This is a genomic window from Rickettsia slovaca 13-B (assembly GCF_000237845.1).
GTDB lineage: Bacteria > Pseudomonadota > Alphaproteobacteria > Rickettsiales > Rickettsiaceae > Rickettsia > Rickettsia rickettsii.
The window spans coordinates 1,050,403-1,073,733 of record NC_016639.1 but is presented as its reverse complement, the minus strand read 5'-3'; the positions used below and the strand labels follow the sequence as shown (position 1 = coordinate 1,073,733).

Genomic DNA, 23,331 nt, shown 5'->3' with positions numbered 1-23,331 from the left:
TATTAGAAATTAGTCAATGATCTTTTTTTATAGCAAATCTATTGTCGCATATCTATTAACACAAATATAATTGCGTATTGAGTTACCGCAGCAAATATTGCGGCTAGCAAATCATCAAGCATAACGCCGATACTGCCCTTAATATTTTTGTCCAACCAATTAATAGGCCAGGGCTTTACTATATCAAAAAATCGGAATAGACAAAAAGGTAATACGAAAAGTAATATAATATTTATTGTTAGCGGACTAAAATATTTAATTAAATACGATTCATTAGCAAATAAAGCGGAAAAAAATACTAAAACAATAGTTAGTATTTGCCCTACTACTTCATCAATGACCACTTCTTTAGGGTCTTCTGAATTTGTATAATTTAAATATATTTTAGTAAAATAAGTGCCGAGTATTAAGAGTATCAAACATAGGCTAAAGCTTATAATAAATATACTGACAAGTTGAGCTTCACCGAGAGTAAGACTTAAGAAAGGAATGATTATTTTGTTATTAACAATAAAATATATTAAGAAATAAGTTAGAGGGAAAGCAGCAATCGATCCAAAAGTGCCTGGGCAGTATTTTATTTTCCCGATATAAAAAAAAGTAGCAAAAAATTCTGAAAATTGTTTTTTAGTAAACATTTCTTTAATTATTTTATCCTAGATTAGAGCTATAATATCTTATATAATTAAATTTTAACTTATACAGCAAAAAAAATATCATGGGAATGAGCTTTAGCCATTTATTAATAGTTTTATTAATTATTTTTGTATTATTCGGTGCCGGCAAATTACCACAAGTCATGTCCGATCTTGCTAAAGGTCTTAAAGCTTTTAAAGACGGCATGAAAGACGATGGTAGTGATAATGATAAAAATAAATAATTAATCTTTAGTTAGTGTCCCTTTGTCATCCTGTGGCTTGACCAGCCTTGTTGCATGGCTTGAAAAACCTACTCAATGTCATTCCCGCGGAAGCGGGAATCCAGAGTAAAGCGAGATAAATAGAGCTTTTCAAAAAATCTTTAAAGTACTGGATTCCCGCTTCCGCGGGAATGACATCCTGAACATTCGTACAACACATGGTCAGGTCACTGAGTGACCAAGATACAACAACGCCCTAATTTCCTGAAACAGTAGAATATATCCCATTCTCTTTCCTAATAATATCATATCGTCTCTGAGCTACTCCATCGATGAAATAAATATTACCGGATAAACCTATATAAGGTTGTCTACTGTTCATTCTATTTAAAAACCTTTCAGATGCAAATTCATTGCCTATATAGTTTGCAGTCATACGTCCTAAATCATAAGAAAGAAGATGCATGAAGCCTATATGGTTAATACCTAAGTCTTTTGTCCTATCCGGAACGTTGCTATTGAGTAAATTTAAAGAGCCGGTAAAGCTAATATCGATATTTTCAGGGTAATCGATATCAATACGATGATCACCGATTAAAATAGCCTTTTTATCTAAATTATATTTACGAATACTATCAGCAAGTAGGTTTAAATTTTTTGGATCGTCTGATAGATAAATAACCGGTTTTGTCGTGTCGCTACGTTCATTTATAATATCGGTATTGTCTGAAATATTTCTTGCGGCTTTTGCTATAGATTCAGGATTATCCTCATAAAATTCAGTGCGTGATAATGATGCATTGTTCTGAATCAATATATTTTGCATTACTTGACTAATAGTTTGCGAATGCTTCCCTTTAGGTAATAATGCCATAAAATCTTTATGGTTGTTACTTGCGTAATAATTAATGATACGTATCAGTTGTTTTAAAGGTGCATGACCGAATACAAATAATTTATCTTCTGCAAGAGCCGGATTATTTGACATAGTTATTATAATAATATCATTTGCCTTTGCTTTTTCGGCTATTAGAGAGGTAAAGTTAGAATATAGAGGACCTAAAATAATCTTAGTTTTACGTGCTACTATTTTATCCATAGCGGCTAAAACGTTTTTTTCGTCTGAACCATCGTAAGAAGTAACATGTATGTAAGATTTGATTCCGTCGTTAAGTCCCATTTTAATTAAATCTTTATATTGTTTCCCGACAATACTATCAGGACCCTGATTTGGCATTAAAATTGCAATCTCAATTTCTGTTTGTTCTTTTTTAGGAAAACTTATAGGTTCTTCTTTAGGAGTTTGACAGGACGTTAAATATATCAAGCAAAAAAATGATAGAACGATTCGTAGTTTATGTTTTATACTAGCCATAATGTTACTTAAAATTAAAAAACTATGATTAGATATCTTTCCAAACCGGGATTATATATTGTTTCAACACCGATCGGTAATTTTGAAGATATAACGCTTCGTGCTATATCGACTTTAAAAAATTCGGATATTATCTTATGCGAGGATACTAGAATATCACAAAAATTGCTAGCAAAACATGATATTCATACAAAATTACAAATTTATAATGATCATAGTGACGAGAAAGATAGAGAAAATATCATAAGTTTAATAAAATCGGGCAATATAATAAGCTTAATTTCTGATGCAGGGACTCCTTTAATTTCCGATCCCGGCTATAAGTTAGTTAGAGGTATACGCAATCTTAATTGTCATATAGACGTAGTACCGGGAGTATCTGCACCGGTTACTGCTCTAACTTTATCGGCTCTTCCTACTGATCGATTTTTATTTCACGGGTTTTTACCTAAAACTATAGAAAGTAAGAAAAAGATTTTTTCTGAACTAGTAAATCTTAAGGCTACTTTGATTTTTTTTGAAACGGCTCCTCGTTTGATAAATACTTTATCGGTAGCTAAGGAAATACTAGGAAACCGAGAAATATGTGTAGCTCGTGAGTTAACTAAACTGTATCAAGAAATAAAAACAGGGGATATAGATGAAATAATAGAGTTCTATCAAAATAATATTTTAAAAGGTGAGATAGTATTGTTGATTTCAGGAAATATACAGGAACAAAACCAACACAAAAATTTAGAAAAATTTATAGAACTTTGCTTAAGTAAAAACTTAAGTAGCAAAACTACTACCGAACTTGTTTATGACAAATTCAAAGATGTTTATAGTAAAAAAGAGATATATAGATTGGTGAATAAGCAAAAGATTTAATATAAATTTATAGTAGAATATTTACCTCAGAATATGCTAAAATAAAGAGAAAATCACATTCAGTAACATAATAATATGTCAAAAGTTAATCCGAGAGTAGATTTAGCATTTAAAAAAATCTTCGGAGTAGAAGAGAATAAAGATTTATTGATATCGCTTATTAATTCGATAGTAAGAGAGAAAGATCAGATTGTAGAAGTAACATTACTTAATCCGTATAATCCAAAGAATTTTAAAGCCGATAAACTATCTATACTTGATATAAAAGCCAAAAGTAAAAGCAGTAAAAGGTATAAATCGAAATCCAAGTAACCGATGAAGTGGATTACGATAAAAGAGCTTTGTATTACTGGGCGAAAATGTATACGGAGCAACTGAAAGAGGGATCAGATTATGTGGCATTAAATAAAACAATAGGGATACACATACTTAACTTTACCAGTATTACAGATACAGATGAATATCATAATTCTTTTCAGTTAAAGGAAATAAAAAGTGGTTTAGTATATTTTAAAGATATAGAGTTACATACGATAGAGATTAATAAATTTGCTAAGCATCCTAAGGAGGAGTTATCGGATGTCGTCAAGAAAGTTAAAAATGCTTTAGATATATGGCTAGCATTTTTAACACGTAATGATTTATTAAATAAAGATAATTTACCGAAAGAATTGGATAATGATGTATTGAAAAAAGCATTAACCGTGCTTGAGGTAATAAATTTAAATGATGCAGAAAGAGAGGAATATGAAAATCGTTTAGAGTGGCTTAGAATTGAAACTAGTGCTTTTAAAAAGATGAAAGAGGAAGGAAGAGCTGAAGGCGAAGCTAGAAGAAATATTGAAATAGCAAAAGAAATGCTAATTGATAAAGAGCCTCTAGAAACAATAATTAAATATACTAAACTTTCAAAAGAAGAAATAGAAAAGCTAAAAGCAGAAATCGATAAGGCAGAAAAATAAAAAGTCGTCTGCGATATATACTCCGAGTAAATGAAGAATCGGCAGACGACCCATTATAAAAAACATTATATTTAGTTAGCTGAGCTGTGAGGACAGCCGCAACCTTTTTGAGGCTTATTGCTTTCTGCCGAATCTTTAAGTTTTTTACCGGCTGCCTGCATATCTTGACCTGCACCTTGCATTGTATTACAAGCACTTGTTAAGAAAGCTACAGCTACTAATATAGAAGTTATAAGTGCTGAACGCATAAATTTTACCTTTATCAAATTGAGCCTAGATATTATGAAGTAAGCAAAAAATTGTCAACTTGAAAATATATTAAAATTTAAAGTATTTGTACACATCACTTAGCCGTATCTTTATAATCACATAAGATATTTTGTTGATAAAATATTAATTTTTAGTATTTCTTTAAGAATTAATATTTAAAAGATTTATAAAATGAAAGAAAAATCAATGATCAATTGAAAGAAGCACTATCTTTTATGAAAGACGGTGTCTTAGATTGTACAAATTTAGAGGGAATAAGCTTACAAGAGATTTTTAATTTTCTTCAAAATCCTTATATAGTAAAGGATAAAATTATCGCTCTTGATATATCAACTTATGAACATTGGAAAGAAGTAAATGATTTTATTTTGCAATTAAATGATAATTCATCTTTTAAGCCCCAAACTATAGAAATTTATACCTTCTATAGATATATGGAAGATATTTTGAATTTAAGATTAAAAACAGGCATAAATATTACTAATCATATTGATGTTAATATGACAGATCGCAGAAAAGAGGCTTTATTAAAAAAATTCTTAGAGAGATTTAAAAAAAATAATTTTACTAAAGATGAAGAACAGTTAAGTCAATTTATAAAAGCTGTATGTAAAGAAGATAAAACCCCGGATGGAATCGAAATGCAATATGGGCGAGCTTTACGGCTTGGTTCTAAGTATAATTTCAGTAAAATAGATAAACAATATTCTGATTTACAGGGTATTTTTAAAAAGTTACAAGAGACACAAATACAAAAAGTAAATTCAGAAATTCATCATTATAAACAGGAAGATGATTTACATTTTTATATGGTAAAAGTCAACGGAGCGAATATGTCTGCTTGGCAAGATTTTTTGGGTAAGCAGAGTAGCTTTCAAAGTTCTTATCAAGGTAATGATCTGGTGATAAAAATTTTTAAGTGGAAGTATGCCTTTTCCGCTAGCTTAGATTATCATGATCAAGGCTTAACCGATGTATTATGTAGCCTTTGTTTCCAATAAAATATGACTCGCGTGATACTTCATCTATAGAGATGTTTATAACCATGCTGACTTCTCAAAATGCAAGCTTTATTTCGCATTCTGGTATAGCAAGACTTCCAATATATCAAGAAAAACCTTTTATTATAAAACATAAAAATCTTGCAGTTAAACTTCATAGTTTTATTGCCGCCTGTGCCAAAGATATTTATTCTAATAAAAAAGAATATATGATTACTGTATCGGTAAAAGAAATGACACAAATAATTCTTAAAGAATATGAGAAAAAAGAAGTTTTAGATAAAATATATATAGGACATCAGCAAGAAAATTTAGATAATAAACAAACCCCTATAAAACTTATTGAGGATAATGACAAAACTTTATTTAGTCTTTATGATAAAAACGGTAATATATTACATGAATTAACTAGTGCACAAATGGAAGGAGAATTCGCTTGGTTTTGCAAACATCCGTATCTATGCAGGGGGCAAGGTAAAAGGTGCACCGTTCGTTACTTGTCATTTAGAAACATTAGCAACACTTGATCCTAAACCTAATTCTATAGAACATGAATATTATTCAGAAATAATTGGTAATTTATAAGATTTACTATAACTCTTATTTAAGGTTAAAATAATAATCGCAATATTCTTTAATAGGGCAGATGTCGCAATCGGGTTTTCTAGCTTTGCATATATATCTGCCGTGCAGAATTAGCCAGTGATGGGCATGCGTTAGCCATTTTGTATCGATAATCTGCAGTAGCTCTGTTTCTACTATTTCAGGAGTACCGCCTTTAGCAAGCCCGATTCTGTTGGCTACTCTAAAGACATGCGTATCAACTGCCATTGTAGGCATGCCGAATAAGCAATTTAGTACAACGTTAGCAGTTTTTCTGCCAACGCCCGGTAGTTTAATTAATGCCTTAAAATCATTTGGTACTGAAGCTTGATAATTGCTTATCAATATTTTACATAATGCGATAATATTTTTTGCTTTGCTGTTAAATAGTCCTATAGATTTTATATATTTTTTAAGTCCTTCTTCGCCGAGTTCTAAAATTTTTTCTGGTGTATCATAAGTTGCAAATAAAGATTTAGTTGCTAAATTTACTGATATATCGGTGGCTTGAGCAGATAATATTACCGCTACTAATAAGGTAAAATCATTCTTATATATTAATTCGGTTTTCGGATTTGGATTATTCTTGCTAAAAATCTCAAAAATTTTATTAACTATTTGTGCTTGCATATATTGCTATAGAAAGTGTATTTTAGAAGATAAATTATTGAGTCTTAAAATGCTAGAAAATAAAAATTTTAAATTTATAGAAAATGAGATAAAAAATAATAAAGTAGTATTGTTCATGAAAGGTATTAAAAAGTCGCCTGCATGCGGATTTTCAGGAACCGTAGTAGCTATTTTGAATAAATTAGGTGTAGAATTTCGTGATATTAATGTACTTTTTGATGCTGAATTACGTGAAGATTTAAAAAAATTTAGCGACTGGCCGACATTCCCACAATTATACATTAACGGAGAATTAGTCGGCGGGTGTGATATTGCTAGAGAGTTATATCAAAGTGGAGAACTTGAGAAGATGTTGAAAGCGTATACTCGGTGAATTTCAAAAATTGGCGTATTCGTCTAGTAAGTTCTGCGGTGTTCACGTATTCAGTATACGCTCCGCTCCTCGCCTTGCAGACTCCTTGCTCTTTTTGAAATTGACCTTCACTACTACTCAACCTTAATATTTTAAGTACATAAACATATAAAAACATGAGCAAATATTTAGAATACCCCGAAGTAGAAAGTAAAGAGCAGCCGCCGAAGAAGCTAGTAGTATTACTGCACGGTGTCGGCTCGGACGGACATGATTTAATAGGACTTGTGCCTTATATCAAAAATTATTTACCCAATTGTCATTTTATTTCCCCGCATGGTATCGAGCCTTATGATATGATGCCTTATGGTAGACAATGGTTTAGTTTGCAAGACCGCAGCCCGCATATTATGGCAAAGCTAATTGCAAATAATATTTCTAAGGTTGAAGATATAATAAAGCAAAAGCAGGGCGAGTTAAATCTAACCAACAAAGATACTATCATTATTGGCTTTTCTCAAGGTACGATGATAGGATTATATTTAACACTAGTTCAAAAAGAGCCGTTTTGCTGTACTATAGGTTTTTCGGGTGCATTAATTCCACCTATGGAAGTGAATAATAAGCTTACTCCTATATGCTTGATTCATGGGGAATTAGATGAGGTGGTCGGTGTTAGCGAGATGTATAATGCTTCAAACTATTTATCTAAGCTGTATATAGAGCATAGCGGACATAAATTAACGTCTCTTGCTCATTCAATAGATGGACGGGGGCTTGAGATTGCGATTAATTTTATAAATAACCGTCATTGCGAGCAGCCGTAGGCTGCGTGGCAATCTCAGGATTTTGGTATGAGATTGCTTCGTCAAAATTTTCAATTTTTCCTCGCAATGATGATTAGATATCCACACAACAAAACCAAAAAAATATGAGGATGAATGAATATTTTTAATAATAATTTACACGAAACGGATAAAGAGATTAATGAAATAATAAAGCATGAAAAGCTACGTCAAAGTAGCGTAATCGAGCTTATTGCATCAGAAAATTTCGTAAGTCCTGCTGTGCTTGAAGCTCAAGGGGCGCTTCTGACTAACAAATATGCCGAAGGATACCCAAGTAAGCGATTCTATAACGGTTGCGAGGAAGTAGATAAAGCTGAAAATTTAGCTATAGAACGAGTAAAAAAACTCTTTAACTGCAAATATGCAAATGTCCAACCTCATTCAGGATCACAAGCAAATCAGGCTGTATATCTTGCTTTATTACAGCCGGGTGATACGGTTCTTGGTATGTCCTTAGATAGCGGCGGGCATCTAACGCACGGTGCAGCTCCTAATATGTCTGGTAAATGGTTTAACGCCGTTTCTTATAGCGTAAATAAAGAGACTTATTTAATCGATTATGATGAGATTGAACGCTTAGCGGATTTGCATAAACCAAAATTACTTATAGCCGGTTTTTCTGCTTATCCTCGTAATATTGATTTTGCAAAATTTAGAGAAATCGTGGATAAAGTAGGAGCTTACTTTATGGCAGATATTGCTCATATTGCAGGACTTGTTGCCACAGGTGAGCATCAAAGCCCTATTCCTTATGCTCACGCTGTTACCTCTACTACTCATAAAACACTTAGAGGTCCAAGAGGCGGTTTAATTTTATCTAACGATGAAGCGATAGGTCACAAAATAAATTCTGCATTATTTCCAGGACTACAAGGTGGTCCGTTAATGCATATAATAGCTGCAAAAGCCGTAGCTTTTTTAGAAAATTTGCAGCCTGAATATAAAAGTTATATTCAGCAGGTAATAAGTAACGCTAAAGCTTTAGCAAGTAGCTTGCAAGAAAGAGGATATGATATATTAACAGGTGGTACCGATAATCATATTGTTTTAGTGGATTTGCGTAAAGACGGAATCACGGGTAAGCTTGCCGCAAATTCTTTGGATAGAGCAGGGATTACGTGTAATAAGAATGCTATCCCGTTTGATGAAACTTCGCCTTTTATCACTTCAGGTATTCGCCTTGGTACTCCCGCATGTACTACTAGAGGCTTTAAAGAAAAGGATTTTGTATTAGTCGGTCATATGGTAGCAGATATTTTAGACGGCTTAAAAAATAATGAAGATAATAGCGCTCTTGAGCAGAAAGTATTAAATGAAGTGACAAAATTAATTGAATTATTTCCGTTTTATGGCTAATTTAAATAAACGACCTGATTGGATAAAAGTAAAAGCTCCTAATTCTACAGAGTACTATAATACAAAAGATTTAATAAAGAATCTGAGATTAAATACTGTGTGCGAGGAAGCTGCTTGTCCTAATATTGGTGAGTGCTGGTCAAAAAAACATACAACTGTGATGATTTTAGGTTCGGTTTGTACTAGAGCTTGTAGGTTTTGTAACGTTAAAACGGGTAGACCGGATTTACTTGATCCGTATGAACCGCAAAGGTTAGCGGAGGCGGTACAAAAGCTAAATCTTAAGCATGTAGTAATTACTTCCGTCGATCGTGATGATCTTGAGGATGGCGGAGCGTCACATTTTGCGGAGTGTATTAGCGAAATCCGAAAATCATCGCCAAATACTACTATTGAGATTCTAACACCCGATTTTTTAAGAAAAGAAGGAGCAGCTGAAATAATAGCAAACGCAAAACCTGACGTTTTTAACCATAATGTCGAAACAGTACCGTCTTTATACAAAACGATTAGACCGGGGGCTAGATATTATAATTCTTTAAGTTTACTTCATAATATTAAAAAATTATCTCCTGAAATTTTTACAAAATCCGGTATGATGGTAGGACTTGGGGAAGAAATAAATGAAGTAGTACAGGTTATAGATGATTTAAGAGAAGCAAAGGTTGATTTCCTAACTATCGGGCAGTATCTGCAGCCTACCAAAAATCATGCTGAGGTCGCAAAATATGTTACGCCGGAAGAGTTTAAATATCTAGAGCGAGTAGCAAAAACAAAAGGATTCTTGATGGTTTCGGCAAGCCCGTTAACCCGTTCTTCATACCATGCCGATGAGGATTTTCAAAAATTAAAAGAGAATTACCAACAAAAACTGGTGTCTTAAAATATCATGCTTATTGCCTGTGTGGTCAGTTTTCATAGCTATTATCTTTGTTTACTAAAGTAAATAATCCTTATGTTGATTAATTTATATATATGATATCATACGTGTAACACACGTGTATACGAGTATTTTATGCAGAAGAAATTGACAATTACTATAGATGAAGCGGTTTATTATAGGCTTTATTCTGTAATAGGTGAACGTAAAATTAGCAAATTTATTGAGCAACTTGTAAAACCTTATGTAATTAATGAGAAGCTTGGAGCCGCTTACAAAGCCATGGCTCAAGATACAAAAGCTGAGGAGAAGGCCAATGAGTGGGTAGAAGGGTTAATAGAATGCGATTTTTATGAAAAGAGCTGAGGTATGGTGGTCGACTTTAATCCTTTGTTAGGTGGGAAGTCGCTAAGGTAAGACTGGCAATAATTACTCAAATGCTTCATTAAATCGTGTGCAAGTAATACCTTTAACTAGTAACATCGATAAATGCTATCCTTGTGAAGCCTACGTAATGATAGGTAGCAAAAAAGGTAAAGCCATGACTGATCGAATAATGACAGTAAGCAAATTAAGATTAAAATCTAAAATTAACGTTATCTCTAATGAAGATATACAGCTTTTAAAATATGCTCTTAAGTTACAGCTAAGTCTATAACGACTATTTATTCAATATTTGGTACAATGATAAACGTAGAAATTGTAAGAAACTACAACAAATGGCGTGAGCATAAGCAGATAAATAAGAGTTTAATCAAAAAAATAACTCAAAATATTTTATCGCGGTTTGATAATTTTAGTAAAATAAAACAATTTGAATTATCAATTTTACTAACAAATGCTGCAGAAATATTGACCTTAAACAAACAATTTCGTAATATAGAAAAAGCTACTAACGTTCTTTCTTTTCCAAGCAACGAATTAAGTTGGCAGGATTTATATTCTAAACTTGAATTTTTAGGTGACTCTGATTATATGCATTTAGGTGATATAGCATTTTGTTATGAGGTAATATATAATGAATCGTGCGAGCAGCACAAAACTTTTGAGAATCATTTTATTCATCTTTTAATACATAGTATTTTACACTTAATTGGTTTTGATCATCAAAATGACACAGAAGCAAATATTATGGAAAATCTAGAAATTGAAATATTATCATATTTCGGTATTTTCCCCCCTTATTAACTAAATAAAAAAATTTATGTTAAAATCTTCAAAAAAAGAAGATTCTAGTAAAAAAAATCAAAATAATAAGTTAATTTTTACTGTACGAAAATTATTCTCTCCGATAAAAAATTTTTTTAGAAAAACAAAAACGCCCGATAATTTTTTTGGTGTCATAAAACGCCTTAAAATTAATAGCCAAAAAATGACTTTAGACGAGCGTAATATTTTAGCTAATTTATTGGAGCTAGAAGATAAAACTATTGAAGATATAATGGTACCGCGTTCCGATATTGTGGCAATAAAATTAACTACGAATCTAGAAGAATTAAGTGAGTCTATTAAGTTAGAAGTCCCACATACACGAACTCTTATATATGACGGTACTTTGGATAATGTAGTAGGGTTCATTCATATCAAGGATTTATTTAAAGCATTGGCTACAAAGCAAAACGGTCGTTTAAAAAAGCTTATACGTAAGCATATAATTGCAGCTCCTTCTATGAAATTATTAGATTTGCTAGCAAAAATGCGTCGTGAGAGAACACATATTGCAATAGTTGTTGATGAGTATGGCGGTACTGACGGTTTAGTTACTATTGAAGATCTTATAGAAGAAATAGTAGGACGAATAGATGATGAGCATGATCAGCAATTAGATAGCGATAATTTCAAGGTTATTAATAACTCAACAATTATTTCAAATGCACGTGTTGAAGTAGAAGTGCTTGAAGAAATAATAGGAGAAAAGCTACACAATGATTATGATGAGTTTGATACGATAGGTGGATTAGTATTGACTAGAGTCAGTAGTGTTCCGGCTATCGGTACTAGAATAGATATTTCAGAAAATATTGAAATTGAAGTTACGGACGCAACTCCTCGTTCTTTAAAACAAGTCAAAATTAGACTAAAAAACGGTTTGAATGGTCAATGAATACGAATTTAGAGTCGGTGTGTCCTCTAAATTCGTTAAAAATATTTTATTATTATATTGCAGCTTGTGCTTCATTTCCTATCATCGGACTTTCTTGCGAAGTTGCGTCTGTATAATGCTCATATGCTAGCATTGCTCCCATTGTTGCTACTATATCGGCACCACATTTGAGAATAAAAGCCGGAGATTTAAGTAAATCACCTGCTATCACATAAATTCCAACAGCACATGCTCTTACTACTGCAAGCTTACCATACCAAGGGGTTGGTATCATCACTTCTAAATAATTCGACTATTTTGTTAAGCATAAAAATAAACTAATTGTCAATGATAATTACCATGAAACATGGACAATATAATTTTATGCAATTATTATCATTTGACTTAGCAGAGAAATTTGAGTTAAATATCAAAGCTCTATACATAAAAAATTATCATTATGAATGAATTATATATTAAACTACAAAATTACAGTAGTACATATCCTGAAGAAATTGTTACAAAAACAAAAATGCTTGAATTTTTAAATGAATATGAAAACCCTTTTAGCTGAGATTTACAAATAGGACATTTCACTGCTTCGGCTTTTTTACTTAATAATGATAAAACTAAATTTTTATTGATGCACCATAAAAAGCTTGATAAGTGGCTTCAACCAGGCGGTCATTGTGATGGAGATAGTAATATATTAAATGTAGCGGTTAAAGAAGCTATAGAAGAATCCGGAATTAATGAAATCAAAACGATAAATAAGGAGATTTTTGATATAGACACCCATTATATTCCGCGAACTCATAAGGAGCCTGCTCATTATCACTATGATGTACGATTTTTACTAAAAACAGTAAATAATGATAATTTTATAAAAAATAACGAATCGAATGAACTTAAATGGTTTAACTTTTCTGATTATTCAAAATTAGATATTGAGCTAGAACGTTCCGTTACTAGAATGATAGAAAAGTTTATGACAATTAACCATCCTGCTTGTTAAATATAAATTATTGCCCTATAATAAATAGCGTTTTTTAAATAAAATGTAAATCAAATGCCATCATCTAGAATTTTTTCATTCCGTAGTAAGAACAAGGAAGATAATACTCCAAAAAACCTAGAAATTACGCATCCAGATTCAATTAATAAGAACAGATATCCGAACTCTCTAGCAGGCGAAGTTGTTACTATTAAACTTAAGGATTAACCTCAGCCTCATAATTTTATAAAGAGTGAAAAAGTTACCCTAACTTCATTTAAACCGCCTTCTTATTAAAGTAAAGACGATATCTTAAAGGATTTTGAGATTTTCTTAGATAATATAGAGACTAAAGCTTTAGGAGAGATTGATTCATAGTAACATCGATAGTTTTATGCTGTAAGGTTCCTAGCTAAAAAGGGCATTACCCGCGTGGATCAAAAAACGCGTTCGGTGTCATACCGTGGCTTGACCACGGTATCTTGGTCACAGACTTGTATTCTTAGATTCCGTGGTCAAGTCGCGGGATGACAATAATTTATTTTATGCTATTTTTTGATATTCAAAATATATTTTTCTTACTGCATAAATCCACGCTAAGCATACAAAAGTAAATACCACCATTAGAATTGGTGAGATTAAGGTAAAAGTAGCGGTTGGAACTAAAGTAAAAATAATAGATTGCACAAGACCGCTAGAGGATTTGCCGACTTTTGCACTTATCACGTCAACCGCAGCTTTGCCTTTGGTTTTAAGCTCCTCATCAAGAGGGATATATAACATTTCTCTTGAAGTATCCCATATAGAATATTTAGTACCTTTAGCTAAAATATTTTGAATACCACCGATTGAAACGGCAAGAGCAAGAGGTGACATTAAAATTGCTCCATCAAATAATGATAAAATTTGTTGGTCAAATACGATAAGTACAAAGAACAAAATGCCGGTCACCATTATTATAACCGGTGAAATAACTGCTGCTACAAACCAGTTGTGCATACGCATAATGTTATTACCGATGATGGTCATAACCATTATTGCCACGCCTGTCCAAAGTATATACAGACTGTTAAATTCAGCATAGGTATTTACAGTCGGATATAATTCCTTAATTTTTGCTTTCCATACGGCTTCGACTAAGTTAATAGCAAATCCGAAAGCTGCCGAACAAATTAAAAGTAGCCATAAATATTTTGATTTCGCAATATATTTAAAGCTTTTAATTAGCCCCATACGTTCTGAAGTTGAGCGACCGCTTTTTGCTTTAGCATAAAATAACGGATTAGTAAAAACGTTCTTGCTAATAAATCTAACTAACAAACAACAAATAATAGCAACAATTGCCACAATTGTCGTGGATACTTGAACTAAAGTGATTTTACTATCCGAAATACTCATAAACTTCTTAATAATAGTATCTTCCGATGATAGATTCATCATTAAAAAGCCGACTAATATTAAAGAAGAGTTGCCGAATAGCGAAAAGAGAGTATAAAATCTTTTTGCTTCTTCGGTAGTAGTAAGTTCATTAGCAAACTGCCAAAATAATAATACGTAAAAAATATTAGGCCAAAGCTCGGCAAGACTATAATATACTATATAACCCCAATTACCTACTAATGAGATGTACCACTTAAAATGAGGATAACGTTCCATCCAGTCAGCTAGATTATCGGGATGTACATGAAAAATATGAATATTAGGATAGATTACAAAAGTGAATAAAACAAAAAAGCTGATAAAAAATGCACTTAAATAATAAAAGATCTTTTCAAAAGTAAGATAATTAATCATTTTAGCATAAATAATCACGAATAAAGCAGCGGCAGGCGTAACGCAATAAACTTTAGCAAAACCTGCTATTTCTGCACTAATCTCGGAGATTAAAATACTATCTTTTAAGATTCGTAAAACATTTTGATTAAATAAAATACAAAACATTAAGGTACTCATCGGAATAAACTTTCCGAGTTCGTAATTATGCACAGGCCAAAATGCCGCTCTGAATTTGTTTTTAAACGATCGTGATGAGGTACTTAGCATTATAAATCCCTAAGGACAAAAAAAAAACTTAAGCACTTCAAGATTTTATGAAAAGATATTTCCCCTAAAACTTTAGAGCCTATATACTTGTTATTACATTCTGAAGGTGCTGAACTTATACAATATATTTAGCCTTTTGTCAAGAATTACTAGATACTCTCAATGCTAGATAGTAATAAACTACAGGAATATTTTGACCTTTATAATAATTATACAAAGACACATAATTTAGGTAATTAATATTTAAAATCAGGTAAAATAGTAATGCAAACAGAGCATTATAGGGTGTTGTATTACTCGGCGTTATCCCGTGGTTTGTCCAGAGATTCCAGTAAAAATAAATTAAAAATGGATTCCCGCTTTCGTGAGAATGACAAAGGGGAAGTCGGGAATGACATAGAAAGAAGTCAGGATGACATCAAAACTTTCCTAATCATCCTCTCTATCTTCAACTCACTGGAAATATTTTTTTTAGCTCGTGACAAAAGTTTTATTGAAAATTTGAGAAGCTACGGTGAAGTTTATTTAATAGATTGGCTAGAGATTGAGGAACCTAAATATTTACTAGACGACTATGTGCATAAAATAATCGAAGTAATAGATAATTTGAAAATTAAAGACATTAATTTAATAGGTCATTGTATCGGCGGTAACCTTGCGATAGCTACAAACGTACTTATGCCTAAATCTTATCAAAACTCTGACTTTACTTACCTGCCCGTGGGATTTTTCTCATTTTTTCTATATAAGAATGTTGCATCGATATTTAAAACTAGATAGTGGCATAGACAATTTACCGATAATTCCTAAAATTCATATTCAAATTTTATTTTTTCTTTTATTCCCTGATTATTTCAATGCTAAATTAAAAAAATTTTTCTCTATAACTTCCGATAAGGAGCAAGAATTAGCATTGAGAATAGAGAATTGGCTTATGTCAGGTAATAGTATATCTAAGGAGGTTTATAATCAAATTATACAAAATATATTAGATGAAAATATGTTTATAAATCTTAAATGGAAAATCGAATAATTTTATTATTGATCCGAGTTTAATTCATTGTCCTGTATATATATAGTAGCAGCAGAAGATGATCAAATAGTACCTAAATTTTCCATTTTACCTTTGCAAAAATTATTAAAAAACTCTAAGCTTATAGATGTAGCAGGCGGACATATTAGTTATTTAATAAATGATAAACTAGATAAATTGTTTAAGGAGTACACATTATGACAAAACCGGTTTATATAACTTATGCGAAAAGGACTGCTTTCGGCTCGTTTATAGGTAGCCTTAGTACAACGGCTGCACCTATGCTTGCTGCTCATTTAATAAAGGATATAATGCAAAATAGCAAAATCGATCCAGCTTTAGTAGGTGAGGTAATCCTTGGACAGGTAATAACCGGCGGTAGCGGGCAGAATCCGGCGAGGCAAACTCTGATTTATGCGGGAATACCGAAAGAAGTGCCGGGCTATACGATTAATAAAGTATGCGGCTCAGGTCTTAAAAGCGTAGTACTTGCAGCAAATTCAATTATGACGGGTGATAATGAAATAGTTATAGCAGGTGGGCAGGAGAATATGTCGCTCGGTATGCACGGTAGCTATATCAGAGCAGGAGCTAAATTCGGCGATATTAAAATGGTTGATCTAATGCAGTATGACGGATTAACCGATGTATTTTCAGGAGTATTTATGGGTATTACAGCCGAAAATATCTCGAAACAGTTTAATATTAGCAGACAACAGCAGGACGAGTTTGCCTTAAGCTCTCACAAGAAAGCAGCTAAAGCACAGCTAGCAGGAGTTTTTAAAGATGAAATCTTACCTATCGAAGTAACGATTAAAAAAACTACTAGTTTGTTTGATCATGATGAAACAGTAAGACCTGATATCAGCCTTGAAATTCTGAGTAAATTACGTCCTGCTTTTGATAAAAACGGTGTAGTTACAGCGGGTAATGCTTCCTCTATTAATGACGGTGCGGCATGTCTTATGGTAGTTTCCGAAGAAGCTTTGAAAAAGCATAATTTAACGCCGCTAGCTCGTATTGTTTCTTATGCTTCAGCCGGTGTTGATCCAAGTATTATGGGTACTGCCCCTGTTCCTGCATCCAAAAAAGCTTTAAGTAAAGCAGGTTGGAGCGTTAATGATTTGGAAGTTATCGAGGTTAATGAGGCGTTTGCCGCTCAAAGTATTTATGTAAACCGTGAAATGAAATGGGATATGGAGAAGGTTAATGTTAACGGTGGAGCAATAGCCATCGGTCATCCGATCGGGGCAAGCGGCGGACGTGTACTTATTACTCTGATACACGGCTTACGCAGAGCTAAAGCTAAAAAAGGCTTAGTTACTTTATGTATCGGTGGCGGTATGGGTATGGCTATGTGCGTTGAAGCGGTTTAAATGTGCATTTGACTATATAGGCATTCATTGCTTTATTTGCTAAAGAAGAAAGTTGTATTCATCTGAATTAACTATAGTTCATTGTAATATATATCTGATCTAATATCTCTACAACCTAATAATGCATCATTACAATGTGTTATTGTATTTATAAACTCATGAAAGGTAGAAAAATGAGAGAATGCCTCCGGTTCATAACTCTCCCAATAATTTTCTGCTTCTTCTATATTATTACAAACACGCTTTAGCTTTTGACCAAAATATTTAGGAATATTCCCTAAATTTTTTGCCTAACTCCATACCATAAAATAGTTAGGATTAAAATCAGTAGAATCTATAAGAGGAGTTAGTTTAAAATGCTTCAATAAATTAGAAAAGTTATTTATGAGCTTATGAGAGGCTAACGCTTCATTGGGTATATAATTCTCATCATCAAATTGATGAAATAATCTTTTTAGGCATATAGGTATCTCTTTTGCAAGTTCCATATAACGGAGAAGATAGAAATTGGGTATTATAAAAGGTATAAGTTTGATTGCTTTTAAGCCATTCCTGGTCATTATTTATTATTTGTGCATCTTCATGGATATGCATCATTCCCATCAATTAAACAAGACAATATATAACTTAAGGTAGCTAATTGTATGCTTGGTGACCAGTTTATAGGATTCCAAAAGGATAAGACCAAATGCTAGACACTATATATTTAATAATTTCCTTATTATTTTGCATTTATTATATCCTATTTGGGTTAGATAATAATAACAGCCTAATAGAGGAAGTATTTTCAGAAAGTGAGAGAATATATTTTAAGGATAAAAAGCAAGATTCTTGAGTTAAAACTCTAGATTTAAAAATGATTAATCTTATGATTGATCTTGTAGTGCAGAAGTTAGAAATTGACAAAAAATATTTATTTAGCCGCTCTGAAATATGCTTAAGAAGAGTTACCTCGCATAAAAAGAAAAAAGATAAACCGGTAATTTATAATTTTGTCGCTCCTTCCTTAGAAATGTTTAATAGTTTTTTTCTAAGACCATTAGATTTTGTACGAAGTAATATAGAAAAATTTGACTCGGAATCAGCAATTGCCAAATATCTCGGTAAAGAAGATAAGCCGGATTCCATAGATGTTTTAAAGCATCAAGAAAGTCTACAAGAACTGTTATCTCCATTTATGATGCAACCGACGCGTTGGTGTTCATCGCCGAGTCACTCTCTTGCGGTACTGCAAGCTGTTGCGATTAATTTGGTATTACCCTCTTTTCAGGAAAGCTTTTTGCTGTTAATGGTCCACCTGGTACAGGAAAACCACTATACTTTTTGATCTTATAGTAAATATCTATGTAGATCGTGCTTCATATTTAGCAACTTTAGAAGATCCTAAGGAGGGGTTTCAAAATAAAAAATCTTCCTTACATACACCAAATTTTGATTATCATGTTAATTCTTTAAAACCGGAATTACAAACTTACGGTATGGTTGTTGCATCATCTAATAACAATGCCGTTGAAAATATATCTAAAGAAATATCGTTATATAGTAAAATAGATAAGCTATATCATAAAGATTTAAGTTATTTTAAATAACTTTTATTGAAAGAGGAAAAAGAGAAAGATAGGGGTATATTTGCTGCGGTGCTCGTTAATCATGGAAATAAAAAGAGATTTTCAAATAAGTTTTGGAAATATAAAGATGAAGAAGAAAACGATGATAAGAATGATGAAAAACATACAATGCTGCAATATCTTAATCTGCTAGTTAATAATAAATGTAGAGATAAAGCCCCTGCACATTTTAAACCTGAGTATTGTAATTCTATAGATGAAATTAATAATGAATGGAAAGAAGCGTGTGCTGGTTTTAACAATTTATACAGTGAAATTCATGAAGTTTATGAAAATATTGCATCAGTTATTGAATTTAATAAAAAGAAAAGAGAGTTAATTAAGGAAGAGGATTTAGGAGTGATATATGCAGAAAAAAAGAAGAGTAAAATGAGTTAGAATTAGAGCTTGATTATAAAAGCTCTAAAAATACTTAAAATTGATTGTGAAATAAAATTATTAAATTTGGGTTTTTTTGAAAAAATTCATGCATTTTTTAAAACCGCAAAATACAATTCTTGCTATGAGCAAAAACGGGATTTAATTAAGCTAAAAAATAAATCTTCAGAAGAAATTGACCGGATAAAAACTGATATTAAGAATATTAAAGCTGCAATTAAGAAAATTGAAGCTTCTGTAGAAGAAATAAAACAGCTTAACGACGATATAAGCTTGGCTATCGTAAGTTTAAAAGATAAATATTTCAATATTAAGGATTTTGAAGAAGATTTATTTTGGAAAAATTGGCAAGAAAATTTTTAACTTACAAAATTGCTTGGCAAAATTTCTTTATGGTCATACCTGTTGTGTCTACAACTTTTCACTCATTCGATAAAATGTTGGCAACATCCGAACATAATGCAATTCCTTGGTTATTTATTGATGAAGCAGGGTAGATACCGCCACAATACGCAGCTAGTGCTATTTACAAATCAACAAAAGTCGTAGTAGTCGGTGATCCGCTGCAAACAGATCCTATTTCTATATTAAAGCAAGATTTAATCAAATTATGTGAACATTTTAAGGTTTCATATCCTGAGTGGTCACCTTCGGAAGTTTCATTGCAAAACCTAGCTGACCGTAATTCTTTATATCAAACAAAAATAGATGATGTTACGGTATTGAATGAAATATATGACGATTCAAGATATGAGAAAACAATTCAAGCATTTGGATATAAAAATATCGCCACTATTCATGCATTTCAAGGCACAGAAAATGATACGGTAATAATACTACTAGGAGCTCAGCATCCTCTTGATAAAGGTGCACGAAATATAATGACGCAAAAGCCAAACGTTTTAAACGTCGGTATTAGCAGAGCTAAAAATAACCTTTATATTATCGGTAGCCTTGAGATTTGGCTGAAACATAAATATATGCCGGAAATCTATAATATGCTTGGATTTAACTTTTGTTGCGTTTGTTTTTCTGCCATTTCATTAACTTCATCTTCTAAATCTACAACTGTCCCCTCGGTAATTTCGTTTCCTATAAGTTCTGTTATACTTTGAGTTATATTTATTATGTTGTTTTTATCTGTTAGCTTCTGAACCTTATTAAGTATTCTATATAAGCTATTCTCTATATGGGCTTGTCTGCTTCCTCTGCAATAATAAGTTTTTCGTCCTCGTTCTTATATATATTTGTTTTATTGAATTGATTATTTAGCCCATTTACTCTTAAAGTTAATAAGTCATATATATTTTTAAAATTATTTTTTATAACTAAATTTAATACTGTTTCACCTTTATTATTAACATGATGAATAGCTTGAATAGTCGTTCTAGGTATTAATATAACTCACAAACCCTTTCTAAACCCTTCCATACAGCTAAAGTTAAGGCTATAGTAATAAGTTTTGGTAATAGTATTAATAGCCGGATCGCTCATTAGAGGGATTAGTTGCATGCATACTTTACTTAAGCCTTTACTAGCAGCATAAGTTAAAACCGTTTCACCATTGCTATTAATAGTACTAATAGCCTGATTAGACATTTTAGAGATTAGTTGCAAACTTTATCTAATCCTTTATAAGCAGCTAAAGTTAAAGCCGTATCGTTTTATCGTCTATCTTGTTAAGCGTGTCACCGTTTAGCTCTTTAACTAAATTTTCTGCTTCTTCTTCCTTACTTTCTTTTATTACTAAAATTAGTTGATTATATTTTAGCTCATCAAGCTTGAGGTTTTGCTGTTGTTTTTCTTGTTCTTCCAATAGTTTTCTTTTTTCTTCCTCTACTTGTTGTGTTTCTAGTTCTTGCTTTTGCTGTTCTTCATATTTCTTTTCTGCTTTTTTTGGTTATAGTTTTATTTCTGTACAGATATTCATTAATTATTTTAAATGTTGCCTCGCCTATGTTGTTCCAAGGAAGATAAAGCGACGTTAAAGATCTATTAGCTTTTTAAGTGCTGCAGCTAAATCTTTTGCTTGTTCATCAGTTATATTTTTATTACTAAGGTCACTTGTTGTACTTTTGGATAATCTTTTGTGCCAGTTTGTTTTAAAAATGTTTAGTATGAACATAATTACATCCTTATTAAATTCTATAAATTTTAATATTTTGTTAAAAATGAGCTATGGACAGAATCATAATAAGAAACTTTAAGAACGCAATAGAAATTTAACTAAAAGCATAAATAAATTGGAATTGATTTAGGGAATTTTTGAATATATAGAAGATTAAGAGAGATTATTTTAATAAATGATAATAATTACAATTAGTAATTTAATATATTAGTTAATTATTTTAAACAATCAGTTACTACATTTGCAGCAACCGCAATCTCATTAGCAATTGAGGTTGTGTCTGTTGCACTTAAGGACAATGACCGCTCTATTTGCTGGCGTGTCACTAAGTATAGTACCGGACAATTTTTAAAAAGCCCTAGATGTCATCCCTGCGAAAGCAGGGATCCAGGCTAAAAAATCTTAATTTTAAAGATTTCTTATTATATCATTTTTTTCAAGGTAAAACTTTTAAAAAAGCTTTAAAGCACTGGATTTCCGCTTTCGCAGGAAGGCATTGTTGTGTGGATCAATTTCACCTCTATCATCCCGTGGCTTGACCACAGGGTCCATAAAAACAATAAAAAATACTAATAATTTTAGTATTTTTAACTGGATCCCGCGGTCAAGCCACGGGATGATAGAGGTGAAATTGATCCACGCAACAATGCCTCGCGGGAATGACAGTAGCACCTCAAATTGTTTGATTAAATCAGTCATAATTTAATCCTTTAAATAATATCTCAACTACTAAGCTATAATTATTGTAAGTTGAGTATTGAAGTGTTATAATATCTTATGTGGGTTCGTCCTTTCCCACCAATGAGCTGAAGAGGTCGTTTACTGGGTAGCGGGATACGATTTTGTATGTTGTGATTGCGTAGTTAACGCCTTAGATTTATTCCTTAATTTCTGCTATTTTGCATCTCGATTATATACCAGCTACCGGCTTCATCTTTAACCTTTAAATCAAATATGCTTTTTTTCCTTTATTGAGCATAGGTACTTGCTCTATGGGCATAAACTCTATTTCTTTAATTCTAAAACCCTCCTGAAGTTCAAGAACTGCATTGATACATTCCTTTAATCTCTCTAAATCACGAAAGATTTTTTTAAACAAACTATCATTCGTTGGGTCTAAATATCTTTGCATATTAATTACTACTTTTAGTATTGCTTATATTATTTTCTATATTTAGTAATTATGGCTTTTGATATCTTACTTATGTACTGTCCGAATAAACCGTAATTTTTTGGTGTGTAATTGCTACTCATATATAAATTCTATTAAACCTAAGGTTACAGGAGATAAACCTTATATTTATATAGTGTATTATAGGTTTTCCTACTTATGATTTAGCAGATTTTTATAATTTATGTTGTAATCAAAAGCTGAAATAGCTAGGTTATTTTGAATAAATAGAATTTAACTATTGTAAGAAGTAAAAAATGAAAGAACAAAAATTATTTATAAATGAGATGAATTATATAAATCAACACTTGGAAATACAGAAGGAGTACAAGGTTGGTGTTGGGGGTTGTTTCACAAATACGATAGTAGTTTACCTTATGTTTCTTGGCGTACTAATGAAGATATAAATGATATAAGAAGGACAGTTTCGCAAGGCATAAATAATATATTTAATGAAGTAATAGATTGGTTTTCGCAACATAAGTGATATA

General features: G+C 31.8%; 32 protein-coding genes and 3 pseudogenes. 23 read left to right on the top strand and 12 right to left on the bottom strand.

Annotated elements, in window-relative coordinates; genetic code table 11:
• Positions 1-38: 38 nt before the first annotated feature.
• On the bottom strand, positions 39-638 hold the full coding sequence (locus RSL_RS05950; protein ID WP_014273775.1) for a phosphatidylglycerophosphatase A family protein: 600 nt from the start codon (positions 636-638) through the stop codon (positions 39-41).
• An 80-nt stretch (positions 639-718) separates the two neighbouring features.
• Between RSL_RS05950 and tatA the strand changes: the two genes are divergently transcribed.
• Positions 719-880, top strand: a complete 162-nt coding sequence (gene tatA, locus RSL_RS05945) for a twin-arginine translocase TatA (protein ID WP_004997483.1) — start codon at positions 719-721, stop codon at positions 878-880.
• A gap of 235 nt (positions 881-1,115) precedes the next feature.
• Here tatA and RSL_RS05940 read toward each other — a convergent pair whose 3' ends face one another.
• Entirely contained in the window at positions 1,116-2,234 is a 1,119-nt protein-coding gene (locus RSL_RS05940) for a penicillin-binding protein activator (protein ID WP_014419940.1), read from the bottom strand.
• 24 nt (positions 2,235-2,258) lie between these two features.
• Here RSL_RS05940 and rsmI point away from each other — a divergent pair, with 24 nt between their 5' ends.
• From rsmI to RSL_RS05925, 3 genes are all read left to right on the top strand, one after another.
• Positions 2,259-3,104 (top strand): 16S rRNA (cytidine(1402)-2'-O)-methyltransferase, encoded by an 846-nt coding sequence (gene rsmI, locus RSL_RS05935; protein ID WP_014273773.1) that lies wholly within the window; start codon positions 2,259-2,261, stop codon positions 3,102-3,104.
• 75 nt (positions 3,105-3,179) lie between these two features.
• The gene (locus tag RSL_RS10540; RefSeq protein WP_014273772.1) at positions 3,180-3,416 is read left to right on the top strand and encodes a PD-(D/E)XK nuclease family transposase; all 237 of its coding nucleotides are present in this window, start codon (positions 3,180-3,182) and stop codon (positions 3,414-3,416) included.
• A gap of 8 nt (positions 3,417-3,424) precedes the next feature.
• A complete protein-coding gene (locus tag RSL_RS05925; RefSeq protein WP_324602875.1) occupies positions 3,425-4,066 on the top strand; it encodes an Rpn family recombination-promoting nuclease/putative transposase in 642 nt (213 codons plus the stop codon).
• A gap of 71 nt (positions 4,067-4,137) precedes the next feature.
• On the opposite strand, the gene RSL_RS05920 is transcribed toward RSL_RS05925, so the two are convergent.
• Entirely contained in the window at positions 4,138-4,314 is a 177-nt protein-coding gene (locus RSL_RS05920; protein WP_012151273.1) for an entericidin A/B family lipoprotein, read from the bottom strand.
• 216 nt (positions 4,315-4,530) lie between these two features.
• Between RSL_RS05920 and RSL_RS10225 the strand changes: the two genes are divergently transcribed.
• Complete coding sequence (locus RSL_RS10225; protein ID WP_014273770.1) at positions 4,531-5,337, top strand: hypothetical protein; 807 nt, start codon at positions 4,531-4,533, stop codon at positions 5,335-5,337.
• Positions 5,338-5,381: 44 nt separating this feature from the next.
• On the top strand, positions 5,382-5,864 hold the full coding sequence (locus tag RSL_RS05905; RefSeq protein ID WP_014273769.1) for a hypothetical protein: 483 nt from the start codon (positions 5,382-5,384) through the stop codon (positions 5,862-5,864).
• Positions 5,865-5,937: 73 nt separating this feature from the next.
• Here RSL_RS05905 and nth read toward each other — a convergent pair whose 3' ends face one another.
• On the bottom strand, positions 5,938-6,570 hold the full coding sequence (gene nth, locus RSL_RS05900) for an endonuclease III (protein ID WP_014273768.1): 633 nt from the start codon (positions 6,568-6,570) through the stop codon (positions 5,938-5,940).
• Positions 6,571-6,619: 49 nt separating this feature from the next.
• Between nth and grxD the strand changes: the two genes are divergently transcribed.
• Positions 6,620-6,943 carry a Grx4 family monothiol glutaredoxin gene (gene grxD / locus RSL_RS05895; protein ID WP_012151266.1) on the top strand — a complete coding sequence of 108 codons (324 nt, stop codon included), beginning with the start codon at positions 6,620-6,622 and terminating at the stop codon, positions 6,941-6,943.
• A 155-nt stretch (positions 6,944-7,098) separates the two neighbouring features.
• Positions 7,099-7,749, top strand: a complete 651-nt coding sequence (locus RSL_RS05890) for an alpha/beta hydrolase family protein (RefSeq protein WP_014273767.1) — start codon at positions 7,099-7,101, stop codon at positions 7,747-7,749.
• On the opposite strand, the pseudogene RSL_RS10940 reads toward RSL_RS05890, so the two are convergent.
• Positions 7,717-7,836: pseudogene (locus tag RSL_RS10940) on the bottom strand (zinc ABC transporter substrate-binding protein); the annotation flags it as partial. The gene RSL_RS05890 and the pseudogene RSL_RS10940 sit on opposite strands and share 33 nt — an antisense overlap.
• A 27-nt stretch (positions 7,837-7,863) precedes the next feature.
• Here RSL_RS10940 and glyA point away from each other — a divergent pair.
• From glyA to tlyC, 6 genes and pseudogenes are all read left to right on the top strand, one after another.
• Positions 7,864-9,126 (top strand): serine hydroxymethyltransferase, encoded by a 1,263-nt coding sequence (gene glyA, locus RSL_RS05885; protein WP_010977717.1) that lies wholly within the window; start codon positions 7,864-7,866, stop codon positions 9,124-9,126.
• Positions 9,119-10,009 carry a lipoyl synthase gene (lipA, locus tag RSL_RS05880; protein WP_004997515.1) on the top strand — a complete coding sequence of 297 codons (891 nt, stop codon included), beginning with the start codon at positions 9,119-9,121 and terminating at the stop codon, positions 10,007-10,009. Before glyA ends, lipA begins: the two co-directional genes overlap by 8 nt.
• Positions 10,010-10,141: 132 nt before the next feature.
• The gene (locus RSL_RS05875) at positions 10,142-10,372 is read left to right on the top strand and encodes a DUF8778 family protein (protein ID WP_014419938.1); all 231 of its coding nucleotides are present in this window, start codon (positions 10,142-10,144) and stop codon (positions 10,370-10,372) included.
• A gap of 70 nt (positions 10,373-10,442) precedes the next feature.
• Positions 10,443-10,664, top strand: a pseudogene (locus RSL_RS05870) (type II toxin-antitoxin system PemK/MazF family toxin); the annotation flags it as partial.
• Between the two features lie 26 nt (positions 10,665-10,690).
• Positions 10,691-11,194, top strand: a complete 504-nt coding sequence (ybeY, locus tag RSL_RS05865) for an rRNA maturation RNase YbeY (protein WP_014273763.1) — start codon at positions 10,691-10,693, stop codon at positions 11,192-11,194.
• Between the two features lie 16 nt (positions 11,195-11,210).
• Positions 11,211-12,110 (top strand): hemolysin C, encoded by a 900-nt coding sequence (tlyC, locus tag RSL_RS05860; protein WP_014273762.1) that lies wholly within the window; start codon positions 11,211-11,213, stop codon positions 12,108-12,110.
• A gap of 52 nt (positions 12,111-12,162) precedes the next feature.
• Here tlyC and RSL_RS05855 read toward each other — a convergent pair whose 3' ends face one another.
• Positions 12,163-12,384, bottom strand: a complete 222-nt coding sequence (locus tag RSL_RS05855) for a hypothetical protein (RefSeq protein WP_004997533.1) — start codon at positions 12,382-12,384, stop codon at positions 12,163-12,165.
• Positions 12,385-12,549: 165 nt separating this feature from the next.
• Between RSL_RS05855 and RSL_RS05850 the strand changes: the two genes are divergently transcribed.
• Both RSL_RS05850 and RSL_RS05845 read left to right on the top strand, forming a co-directional pair.
• Positions 12,550-12,663: a hypothetical protein gene (locus RSL_RS05850; protein ID WP_014411033.1), complete on the top strand. Its 114-nt coding sequence runs from the start codon at positions 12,550-12,552 to the stop codon at positions 12,661-12,663.
• Between the two features lie 9 nt (positions 12,664-12,672).
• Positions 12,673-13,104: an NUDIX hydrolase gene (locus RSL_RS05845; RefSeq protein WP_081463632.1), complete on the top strand. Its 432-nt coding sequence runs from the start codon at positions 12,673-12,675 to the stop codon at positions 13,102-13,104.
• A 522-nt stretch (positions 13,105-13,626) separates the two neighbouring features.
• On the opposite strand, the gene tlc5 is transcribed toward RSL_RS05845, so the two are convergent.
• On the bottom strand, positions 13,627-15,126 hold the full coding sequence (tlc5, locus tag RSL_RS05840) for a GTP/GDP exchange transporter Tlc5 (protein WP_014419937.1): 1,500 nt from the start codon (positions 15,124-15,126) through the stop codon (positions 13,627-13,629).
• A 162-nt stretch (positions 15,127-15,288) separates the two neighbouring features.
• Here tlc5 and RSL_RS10730 point away from each other — a divergent pair.
• The 6 genes and pseudogenes from RSL_RS10730 to RSL_RS05795 all read left to right on the top strand — a co-directional run bounded on the left by RSL_RS10730 (position 15,289) and on the right by RSL_RS05795 (position 20,656).
• Positions 15,289-16,360, top strand: a pseudogene (locus RSL_RS10730) (alpha/beta fold hydrolase).
• Positions 16,357-17,535 (top strand): acetyl-CoA C-acetyltransferase, encoded by a 1,179-nt coding sequence (locus tag RSL_RS05825; RefSeq protein ID WP_014273759.1) that lies wholly within the window; start codon positions 16,357-16,359, stop codon positions 17,533-17,535. Before RSL_RS10730 ends, RSL_RS05825 begins: the two are co-directional and overlap by 4 nt.
• 868 nt (positions 17,536-18,403) lie before the next feature.
• Positions 18,404-18,862 (top strand): hypothetical protein, encoded by a 459-nt coding sequence (locus RSL_RS05815; RefSeq protein ID WP_231287691.1) that lies wholly within the window; start codon positions 18,404-18,406, stop codon positions 18,860-18,862.
• Between the two features lie 268 nt (positions 18,863-19,130).
• A complete protein-coding gene (locus tag RSL_RS05810; protein ID WP_041472111.1) occupies positions 19,131-19,541 on the top strand; it encodes a hypothetical protein in 411 nt (136 codons plus the stop codon).
• Between the two features lie 66 nt (positions 19,542-19,607).
• Positions 19,608-19,904 (top strand): hypothetical protein, encoded by a 297-nt coding sequence (locus RSL_RS05805; protein ID WP_016926541.1) that lies wholly within the window; start codon positions 19,608-19,610, stop codon positions 19,902-19,904.
• 134 nt (positions 19,905-20,038) lie between these two features.
• A complete protein-coding gene (locus RSL_RS05795) occupies positions 20,039-20,656 on the top strand; it encodes an AAA domain-containing protein (protein WP_324602887.1) in 618 nt (205 codons plus the stop codon).
• Positions 20,657-20,945: 289 nt separating this feature from the next.
• Here the strand turns inward: RSL_RS05795 and RSL_RS05790 are convergent, their stop codons facing one another.
• The 5 genes from RSL_RS05790 to RSL_RS05775 form a co-directional block, all read right to left on the bottom strand.
• The gene (locus RSL_RS05790; RefSeq protein ID WP_081463631.1) at positions 20,946-21,158 is read right to left on the bottom strand and encodes a hypothetical protein; all 213 of its coding nucleotides are present in this window, start codon (positions 21,156-21,158) and stop codon (positions 20,946-20,948) included.
• Between the two features lie 31 nt (positions 21,159-21,189).
• Positions 21,190-21,357, bottom strand: a complete 168-nt coding sequence (locus RSL_RS09390) for a hypothetical protein (RefSeq protein WP_014273756.1) — start codon at positions 21,355-21,357, stop codon at positions 21,190-21,192.
• Positions 21,358-21,525: 168 nt separating this feature from the next.
• Positions 21,526-21,666 carry a hypothetical protein gene (locus RSL_RS10205; RefSeq protein ID WP_014419934.1) on the bottom strand — a complete coding sequence of 47 codons (141 nt, stop codon included), beginning with the start codon at positions 21,664-21,666 and terminating at the stop codon, positions 21,526-21,528.
• 453 nt (positions 21,667-22,119) lie between these two features.
• Positions 22,120-22,368, bottom strand: coding sequence for a palindromic element RPE4 domain-containing protein (locus tag RSL_RS05780; protein WP_014419933.1), 249 nt, complete (start codon positions 22,366-22,368; stop codon positions 22,120-22,122).
• Positions 22,369-22,612: 244 nt separating this feature from the next.
• Complete coding sequence (locus RSL_RS05775) at positions 22,613-22,801, bottom strand: hypothetical protein (protein ID WP_004997554.1); 189 nt, start codon at positions 22,799-22,801, stop codon at positions 22,613-22,615.
• A 385-nt stretch (positions 22,802-23,186) separates the two neighbouring features.
• Between RSL_RS05775 and RSL_RS09155 the strand changes: the two genes are divergently transcribed.
• Positions 23,187-23,327, top strand: a complete 141-nt coding sequence (locus RSL_RS09155) for a hypothetical protein (protein ID WP_162467689.1) — start codon at positions 23,187-23,189, stop codon at positions 23,325-23,327.
• Positions 23,328-23,331 lie beyond the last annotated feature (4 nt).